Origin of the sequence: Xanthomarina maritima (assembly GCF_008084905.1) — a bacterium.
GTDB classification, from domain to species: Bacteria; Bacteroidota; Bacteroidia; order Flavobacteriales; family Flavobacteriaceae; genus Xanthomarina; species Xanthomarina maritima.
In genome coordinates, this window is the sequence record NZ_VSFC01000039.1 from 19913 (window position 1) to 29316 (window position 9404).

At 32.8% G+C, this 9404-nt stretch carries 9 protein-coding genes; 6 read left to right on the forward strand and 3 right to left on the reverse strand.

Annotated elements, in window-relative coordinates:
- The first annotated feature begins 20 nt into the window (after positions 1 to 20).
- The 3 genes from FVF61_RS07525 (at position 21) to FVF61_RS07535 (ending at position 2438) form a co-directional block, all read left to right on the forward strand.
- A complete protein-coding gene (locus tag FVF61_RS07525) occupies positions 21 to 1217 on the forward strand; it encodes a C45 family autoproteolytic acyltransferase/hydolase (RefSeq protein WP_148454950.1) in 1197 nt (398 codons plus the stop codon).
- Positions 1218 to 1304: 87 nt separating this feature from the next.
- Positions 1305 to 1727 (forward strand): nuclear transport factor 2 family protein, encoded by a 423-nt coding sequence (locus FVF61_RS07530; protein ID WP_262712009.1) that lies wholly within the window; start codon positions 1305 to 1307, stop codon positions 1725 to 1727.
- 123 nt (positions 1728 to 1850) lie between these two features.
- Positions 1851 to 2438 (forward strand): dioxygenase family protein, encoded by a 588-nt coding sequence (locus tag FVF61_RS07535; RefSeq protein ID WP_148454954.1) that lies wholly within the window; start codon positions 1851 to 1853, stop codon positions 2436 to 2438.
- Between the two features lie 15 nt (positions 2439 to 2453).
- On the opposite strand, the gene FVF61_RS07540 is transcribed toward FVF61_RS07535, so the two are convergent.
- Positions 2454 to 2837 carry a hypothetical protein gene (locus FVF61_RS07540; protein WP_148454956.1) on the reverse strand — a complete coding sequence of 128 codons (384 nt, stop codon included), beginning with the start codon at positions 2835 to 2837 and terminating at the stop codon, positions 2454 to 2456.
- 92 nt (positions 2838 to 2929) lie between these two features.
- Between FVF61_RS07540 and FVF61_RS07545 the strand changes: the two genes are divergently transcribed.
- Positions 2930 to 3388, forward strand: coding sequence for a hypothetical protein (locus tag FVF61_RS07545; RefSeq protein WP_148454965.1), 459 nt, complete (start codon positions 2930 to 2932; stop codon positions 3386 to 3388).
- A gap of 302 nt (positions 3389 to 3690) precedes the next feature.
- Here FVF61_RS07545 and FVF61_RS07550 read toward each other — a convergent pair whose 3' ends face one another.
- Complete coding sequence (locus tag FVF61_RS07550; protein WP_148454958.1) at positions 3691 to 6666, reverse strand: Eco57I restriction-modification methylase domain-containing protein; 2976 nt, start codon at positions 6664 to 6666, stop codon at positions 3691 to 3693.
- Positions 6667 to 7134: 468 nt separating this feature from the next.
- Here FVF61_RS07550 and FVF61_RS07555 point away from each other — a divergent pair, with 468 nt between their 5' ends.
- Positions 7135 to 7422 (forward strand): helix-turn-helix domain-containing protein, encoded by a 288-nt coding sequence (locus FVF61_RS07555; protein ID WP_148454960.1) that lies wholly within the window; start codon positions 7135 to 7137, stop codon positions 7420 to 7422.
- A gap of 119 nt (positions 7423 to 7541) precedes the next feature.
- Here FVF61_RS07555 and FVF61_RS07560 read toward each other — a convergent pair whose 3' ends face one another.
- Entirely contained in the window at positions 7542 to 8183 is a 642-nt protein-coding gene (locus FVF61_RS07560; RefSeq protein ID WP_148454962.1) for a DUF6266 family protein, read from the reverse strand.
- A 503-nt stretch (positions 8184 to 8686) separates the two neighbouring features.
- On the opposite strand from FVF61_RS07560, the gene FVF61_RS07565 reads away from it, so the two are divergent.
- Positions 8687 to 9346, forward strand: a complete 660-nt coding sequence (locus FVF61_RS07565; protein WP_148454963.1) for a hypothetical protein — start codon at positions 8687 to 8689, stop codon at positions 9344 to 9346.
- Positions 9347 to 9404: the final 58 nt, after the last annotated feature.

Consider the following 9404-nt stretch of genomic DNA (forward strand, 5'->3'; position numbering starts at 1 on the left):
AACACTAAAACCAATCAACCATGAAACATCTTATTACAGCTATTTTGCTTTTATTACTGTTAGCGTGCAATAATAAAACAGAAAAAAAGGAACAAGTACAACTTGAAGTTGAAAAACCTGCTAAAGTAGAAATGCTTGCAGATAACCAGTTAAGGTATTTAGAGTTGTCTGGAACGCCTTATGAAAGAGGTTTAACACATGGCACCTTACTTAAAAAAGAAATTCATGAAGTCATTCAATTTTTAAAAGATGATATCAAAGAAAGTACCGGACAAGACCCAGATGCCTATATCAGCTCTTTTTTAGAAAGTACCCATTTTGAAGCATCCATAGCTCAATATACACCAGAATTAATCGAAGAATTAAAAGGCATTTCAGATGGCTCTGAAATAGACTATAACACCCTTTTAATGCATCAACTACCAGACGAATATTGGATAGACAAATTAGCCCTCCAAATGCACAAGTGTAGTTCTTTTGGAGTGGATAAAAGTGTTAACAACCCAAGCATGACTGCCCAGAACATGGATATTCCAACTTACTATCATGGATATCAAACCGTTATTAAAATAAAAGAAGACTCAGGAAAACAAATGATGTTTCTTACCATTCCCGGCTTTTTAGGCTTAACAGGCATGAATAATAAAGATGTTTCTGTAAATGTAAACACCTTACTTCATCTAGCCAACAACAATTCAGGACTCCCTGTAACCTTTATGGTTAGGGGTTTAGTTTCTAAAGAGACTCAGGAAGAAGCTATAAACTTTCTTTTAGAAACAGCTCATGCCTCTGGACAGAATTATATTATTGGTGGTCCAGAAAAAGTATATGATTTTGAATGTTCAGCGAATGAAAAAGTAGCGTTTAGACCCTTCAATAATGCCATGTTTACCTATCATACCAATTTCCCATTAGCAAATAAAGACTATAACCAAACCATGGTAAATGGAGTAGAACAATTTGGCATTACCTGGGAAGAGAGCATGACTTGCGAGAGATACCCTTCCTTTGAAAAAAGATTCACCAAAGAAACTACCAATATAACTGTTGAAGACATTAAAGAAGTTTTAAGTTCAAGAGATAATGATGGTAGAGATGTTGTAAGCAATGAAAGTACCTATGCAAGTATTATTTACGTACTATCTAACAACCCTGAATTTATAATTGCTCCAGGCAAACCTCATGAAGTAGGTTTTATTGTTTTAAATTTTGAATAAGAATTATAACCTTCAAAAAGAAAGTTAATTATCAAATAGAAAAACAACTATGAAAATGAAATCACGCAAAATATAGCTCTCGGCTTAATTCTATTTTTCGGATTAAATGCAAAAGCACAAACTGAAAATAGCAAAACGGAAACGGAACAATTTACAGAAACTTTAATGGACTACATTGAAGGAACTGCAAATGGCGAACCCAATAGACTAAAAAAAGCCTTCCACCCAGACTTTAATCTGTATTCGGTTACAAAAGAAGACAGCTTAAATATTTGGATTGGTGCTGACTATATTAGCAACATCAAAGAAGGAGAGAAATCAAATAGAATAGGACGAATACTCTCTATAGATTATGAAAATGATGCTGCAATTGCAAAAGCAGAAATAGTCTTCCCCAATTGGCGTATTTTTACCGATTATTTCCTATTACTTAAATATAAAGGCTCTTGGAAAATAGTCCATAAAAGTTATACTTGGAGAGAATATCCAAAAACGATTGAAAAGAATTAAAAAACCAATAACCACATGTATCCGTCCGTAGCAGTAGTTTGAAAGAGAAATATTTTGAAATAGACATAGTTATTTCAAAATAAATAGAATAACACAATAACGTTTGTGTAAATTTAACTTATTATGAGACTTCTTATAACTTTATTTTCTTGTTTCCTGTTTATGCATTGCGCTGTAGATAGAACCATGGTAACTATTACAAAAAATGAAACTATTATTCTTGAGAAGTTTCAAAATTTAGATACTATAAATAAAGTCTTTATAACAGTTAAAAAAGAGCCTGGTCAAGAGCTTATGCTTTGTGTTACTTTAATTGATAAAGATTCTAAAAAACCATTGGCTAATCAGCAAGTTAGTTTTTATCATACAGATACACATGGAGAATATAACCCTTCCATTTCTAATAATGAAAGTACAGCAAGACTAAATGGCACAGCCATTACTAATAATTCTGGCGAAATTTATATTAAAACCATTCTACCTGGAGCTTATGGAAGTTCAGAAGATACGAGACATATTCATACAACAGTTCATAATGCAAAACCAAAGGCTTACGATATTTTCTTTAAGCAATACTCAGGTAATATAGCATATATAATGGATTCTGGAAACGACCAAATGTTTTTTACAGACTTAAAAAAGACTAAAGAAAACATACTGGTTTGTTTTGTTACTATAGAAGCTAAAAACATCCATACTAGTAACCAATAGCAAACACCAACTACCCTAGTTCTGTAACTTATAAAAAATATAAGGCGCTAGACTAATCCAAATCAATACCAATAGCCATATTCTACCTTCTAGTAGGTTGTAGTCATGAAATAGTTTAGACCAAGAATGCCCAGCAACATAATGCCCAAATACAAACTCGAATGCAATTGTTAAACCCAACCACAGCAAACCAATTAAAAACGCTTGTCTAGCATTCACAGGGGTTACTAGTAACATTAAAAACCAGATATAAATACCAAATAACAACAACGCACTACCTGTAGAGAGTTGATGCGCCTGTAAGTCTGTAAACTTATTAGTTAAAAAAGACTCACGAAATAATCCATTCGCAATAGCAATAAAAACCATAGGTATCCAAGCAAGTACATATTTCCACATAGCTGTTTCATTAAATGCTAATAAATATAATCAAAAGCCATAAAACTCAAAAATTTATTACTTTAGCAAGACAACCAATCAATAACCAACCCATGACCATCAAAGAACTAAAAGAAAGACCCCGTTTACAGCAAAACAAAAAGCTAACTAAAATGTATGCGCAATTAGATACCCTTTTAATAGAATTAAGAAAAAGAGACCTCCCAGAACAAATTGTACAAACCATTAATTTGGAAGTAGATATCCTAAACTCTGTTTCAGAACAAGAAAATGAATTAAAACCTCAAATAAAAAAGACCCAAGCACGCATTCTTAAATTATTGGAGAAAGAACTTAAAATAGTCCCTAAAAATTACCATAGAAACGTGTGGTTAGCACTAGGTATAGGGGCTTTTGGTGTCCCAATGGGAGTTGCCTTTGGTACCAGCCTTGGTAATATGTCTTATATAGCCATAGGCATCCCTATAGGTATGGCACTTGGCTTAGCTATTGGCACCACAATGGATAAAAAAGCATTGGAAGAAGGCAGACAACTAGACATTAGTCTTTAAACAACAGAAACCAAACCTGTCTGCCGTTAGTCCTAGTTCTAAAATATTTAACCTTGGGTTATTACTTTTAAGTTTAAACTACTATAAAAACCAAAAGTTAGGAATAGCCTTTATAGTAATAGCCAATTTAATTTTATGGCACCTTATTCCATTACCTTCTCGATTGATATTTGGATATGCCTTAACTTTAATTGGTTTCAGTATTATTTTTATGAGAAGCGAAATAAAAACGACTACAAACAAAGAACTCAACTAAGAAACCAAAAAGCCCTCCCCTTTGGGGAAGGTTTGGGTGGGGCTTATCAACTAGCCTCCACAATAGCAATCTCGGCATCCGTTAAGCCATAAAGCGCATAAACCATCTGGTCTATAGCCCTATCTGTTTGCTGTATTTGGCTTTGTAAAGCAACTGCTTTTGCTTGCTCTGCTAAAAAGTAATCTTCCCACTCTGCTTTTTTTTGAAGACTTAGTTCTACTTTTTTCTTTTTAAGCTCTTTAATAAAATCTGTATAGCTTAGCTGGTACCAAGCCTCTAACTTTTTAGGTAGCTTATCTAGGGTCTCAAACTCTCTTTGTAAGGCTCTTTGAAATTTACCAGATACCTCTTGCAAGTCTTTGTTTAAACTTAACATAAGGTCTGCTTGTTCTATAAAGGGTTGTTGGGCTGAAAGTGGTATGTTTTTGATTGGCAAGGTTTTTAATTGAAAACCTTTTACTTTTGGAAACAACTGTTTTCCATCAGAATATTTAGATAAGAATATTTTTTTCATCAACTTAGAGTTTAAAATTGAAATCAAATAATAATACTCAAAATCATTACTATTTTTCACTATACTATACATAGTATTTAATGTTGCAAAACCAAAATCATCAAAAGCAAAAATAGGTTCTGGATTACCAACTTGTCTTACTACAATTTTTTTTGAATGATGAATTTCCATATTCCATGAACCTCCAGCTTTTACCTCATCAATTTTGTTTTTAAAAAAAAGAGACGATTCTGCAAGAATATATCTACCTATATCTTTTCCAGTATAACAAGACTCCCAATCAATATCTTTCTTATATTCTGCAACATAGATTGATTTATCTTTTGTTTGAAGACCAAATGTAACAGAGCATATTTCTTCTAATGCTACAGAGTTTTGATAATTAATTTCAAATATTGGATTTAAATTAAAAGTATTTTCACTATCATCATTCCAAACACTTTGTTGTTTAAATCCTAAAAATTTAGTTTCAGTATTTTCGACTTCAAATGCTTCAATTTTTTCATTAATAATGTTACTTTTTGTTAAAACAATGGTAGCAACATCAACACCAGCATCTATAAATATTTGATCTCTATAATTAACTAAACTATTTATATAAGTATTGTTTAGAATAAATTCTCTTAATGGTTTAATGTATTTATTATTTAAATATGTGTTAGGAGTAATAAAACCTAACTTGCCATTATTTCGCAATATTTTTATTGATTTTTCAAAGAATAAATGAAATAAATCTATTTTATAACTTGCTACTTTATAACCCTTGTAATAGTCTAGTACAGTACTTAAAGTATTTGAGGGTTGACATAGTACATAAGGCGGATTCCCAATAATTACATCAAAGCCACCTTTTTCAAAAATATGTGGAAACTCTTTTTGCCAGTTAAAAGCCTTATCTCCTGCTATCTCTGGGTTGTCTATTAAACTGTTACCACATTTAATGTTGTTGCTTAAATCGTTCAGCTTTCTGTTGGGTACAGCTGTACGTAGCCATAAAGAGAGTTTGGCTATCTCTACAGACTCTTCGTTTAAATCTACGCCAAACAGGTTGTTTTCCAGAATGCTTTTTTCTACATCGCTCAACACCATAGCATCTCCAAAAAGCTTGGCTTGCAGCTCGTCTATATAGCCATGTTCTGCAATTAAAAAATCTAAGGCTTGGTTTAAAAAGGCGCCAGAGCCACAGGCTGGGTCGCAAATGGTAAGTTGCAACAGCCAGTTTCTATAAGTTGTTAAAGTATCTACTAAGCCTTTTATGGTTTTCTTTTGGCGTTTCTTGTCCGTTATATAGTCGGCTTCAAGAATACCCAGTTCCAGCTTCTTGTCTTCGCACAGTTTGCCAACTGTATGTTCTACTATGTATTTGGTAATGTATTTAGGTGTGTAGAACACCCCATCTTTTTTACGTTTGCTTTTGGTTTTATCTACCTCCTGCCCTTCTAGTTGGGCTTTTACTTCGTCTATTTCGTTTAAGGAGTTTTCAAAAATATGCCCTAGAATGTTAACATCTACTTCGCTATCAAAATCGTATTCAGACAGCTTAAGTGTGTGTTTGTATAACAGCTCGTCGTCTATAACAACGCTATCTAAAACGGCATTAGGTTTAAACAAGCCACCATTATAGGCATAAACATCGTAGTTCTTTCCCTTAAACCCTGTGTTTAAATAGCCAAAGTATTTTTTAAACCTATCAAACAAAGGGGTATATGCATCTAAATCCTGTAGTTTCTTCCACTGGCTTAACACCAGTCTTACCGAGTTTGGAGGCAGTAACTGCCTGTCTTCGGCAAAAAACAAAAACAAAAACCTATCTAATAAGGTTTGAGACTCTTTAAATAAGGTTAAGCTATCAAATTGCGGATTGAGGCTTACTAGGTTTTTGTGCAGGTCTCTTTTAAATAAAGAGTAGTCTTTATACAGGCTTTTAGTAATAACATCTTCTTCGCTTACCGAGTCTTTTTTAATTTTAGCAGGCAGGTCTTTTTGTATGTTTTCGAAAGCCAGACATAAGTACAAGATATCGAACTCTTTTTTAGATAGCGTAAACAAGTTAAACTCTACATGTTCAATAGCATTATCTATATAAAAACGTAGTTTCTCGAAATTAGAAGTAATAACATAGCTACATTTAGGTTGGTTGTTTTTATAGCCAAAAGCCTGTGCTTCTATTTTACCTAAGTCGGTAGTATTGGTGCCTTTAAGTTCTATAACGGCTCTAACCTCATCTTGAATAATAATGGCGCCATCGGCTTTCTTACTATCTTTAACATTCTTGTATTCGGTAGTCAGGTTAAAATCTGGCGTTGGGTTTTTTATATAACCCAAGACATTTACAAACAAGTCTATTAAAAACTCGCCTTGATACTGTTCTTCTTTACTATTTCTAATATTCTCTTGGATCTCTGTATTATGAAAATAAGCCGTAAATGTGTTATAGGCTTCATCTACTTTGGTTTGGTTTTGTAACTTAAAATGTTGTGTTAATACAGATGCTTGAAATAATGCCATAAATACCTATTAAATAATAAAACACTAAAGTTAAAATTAATACCCAAATTAACAGGATTTCTTTTGGAGAAAATGCTAAATACCAAATTATAAATTCCAAAAACTAAATTCCAAAAGGAAAAACTAAATTCCAAAAACTAAATTCCAAAACCCTATTTAAAGTATGGAAACACCTTACCAAAAGTAAGGTTCACCAATACTGAAAGTAAGGTTCACCAATACTGAAAGTAAGGTTCACCAATACTGAAAGTAAGGTTTACCAATACTGAAAGTAAGGTTTACCAATACTGAAAGTAAGGTTAAATCTTACTATTTTAAATGTTGTTAAACAACCCACAACAGAAAACAGAAAACCCACAACAGAAAACCCACTTATAAACAGCCACTTGTTAATAATTTAAGTCTAGACCATGCAAACAAAAAAGAGAATGTGTTTATCTTAGAGATACTAACGCAAATCCCTACTGTATGAAGAAAAACAAAAATGAAAAGCACAAACTCCCTAACCCAGACCCAAATCTAATTAAAATGAACAATAGCCTAATTAAAACAGAAGAATGGTATAACATTCAAGACATGATGGATTATTTAAAAGTAAGCCGAAGTACTTTAAACCGTTTGGTAAGAACCAAACAATTACCCAGTTTAAAACTAGGTGGAACTTTAATGTTTCCTAAAAATTTAATTAATAGCATCATGCAAAACCAGTCTTTAAAGCACATAAAGCCTAATAACAATAGCCCTTTAGATGCTTAACTGTTTTACATTCTTTCTAAGAACTATATAATAGCAACCCTTCTCCCCTATAATTAATAGCACAAAAAAAGCCTTCTAATGACTTAGAAGACTTTTTAAAATTCAATAAGCACTTCGGGTTACAACACCGTAACAGGACCTAAGTAGGTACTTACGGCAGCCTCTTTACCAGTATCGGAAACAAAACTAGCCCAAGTTTCTACCTCCATACCAGCCATAAAAGCAGGCAATGTTAGTGCCACAGAGCCTTGGTTACGTGTAGCAACACCTTCAAAGGTTTGATACAACTGTTCAACAGGTGCATACACCACTACTAGCAAGGTATCGGTTTCGACAGCATTACCCTGTCCGCTATTATCCACCCAGCCCAAGTTTAGCACTTGGTTGGCAGCAGCAGCAAGGGTTGGCGTATCTAAGCCTCTTAAATCGCCTTTACTAATTAATACCTTCCTATAGTCCATGGTAAAACCACCAAGAACTTCGGTTAAAGCTTCAAGCAAATGGTAAGAGGTAGCCAGGTTGTAGGTTGACTTGTCGCCTTGCTTTTTACCAAAATACTTGCTTAATTCTCCTTTAATAGGAGTTAAAAATTCGACAACCGTTTTAAAACGCTCGCGTTGTAACAGTTGTTCTTCTGTGGGTGTGTAATTACCACGTTGTGGTAAACTACGCATCACATTTCTACCTCTCCAACGGGAACCAACTACGTTCCCTACTTTTCCGGAGAAGCCACCTAATATGCCCTTTTCAAAAGTAGCCATAATAAATAGATTTAGGGGTTAATAATGCAGCCAAAGTAAATGCTAAACCTTTACAAACCAAACCCTTGACACATATTGACACAAATTGACACATATTGACACATATTGACCTAAATTGACCTAAATTGACACATATTGACCTAAATTGACACAAATTGACACAAATTGACCTAAATTGACACAATTTTGCCATTTTAAGGGGGTTTTGTTCGAGACTTGTTCGAGGCTTGTTCGAGAACGATTCGGGATTATTTTTTAAAAATGGAGTTTTTTGGGAGGATTCTCGAAGGATTGTAGAAGCCTACTCGAAAAACTTAGGTATAAGTACGTGTTTTTGTATGTAAAATTTTAATTACATTTGAGAGTAATTTAAAATGTATAACATAACTAGTTGTATTATAAACCTAATTTAAACAAAAAAGCATAGCTTTTTTTGTATAGATATAATAAATATAACATTACTAGTGATGTTATACACACGTTAGCAAACATATGACCAACCAATGAAAATTCTCAAAACACTTATAGTTCTTTTTATAATTGTTAGCTGTTCGGGTAAAAAAACTGAATACCAAATAACGGAATTTGATAAAGTTTTAGGAACGGAAAATAGCAAAACTCTGAATTCACTCGTATCTGATTTTGAAAAGGATATTCTTATTAAAACTTATCCAAACTTAAACACAGAAAAAGCATACAAACAATTTTTAATAGATGTGAATGAAAACAAGTTGACTTTTTGGAACAAAATTTCCTCTGAAAATAGAAAGAAATTTAACGATAGTAAACTAAAACTTGAAATCTACGAATATCCAGATTCTGTTTGGATTGATGGCAATGATATTAAATCAAGGTTTGCTTTCAAAAACGATGATGGAACAACTGACTATGGAATCGGATTTCATTCTGTAAATCTTAAAAAGAATATAGATTCCTTAATAGAAGTGAAATATAAAACACCTCGAATGAATTATGTTGGAAAATATATGCAAGCCATTAATAAAATAAAAGATGAGAATGACTTTTTAAAAGCGTTTTATGATGTTAAAGAAACAGCTGGATTTATTCACCCAGAAATTATGGCTGGAATCATATTAAAGAGTAAGCCTGATTTTTCAAGCCCAATTACAAAAGGATTAATAGTAATGGAGTTTGGATATTAATAATAAATACGTTTGCTAACAAAGAACTGAGTTAAAAAACAAGCAATTTCAAGCTAAT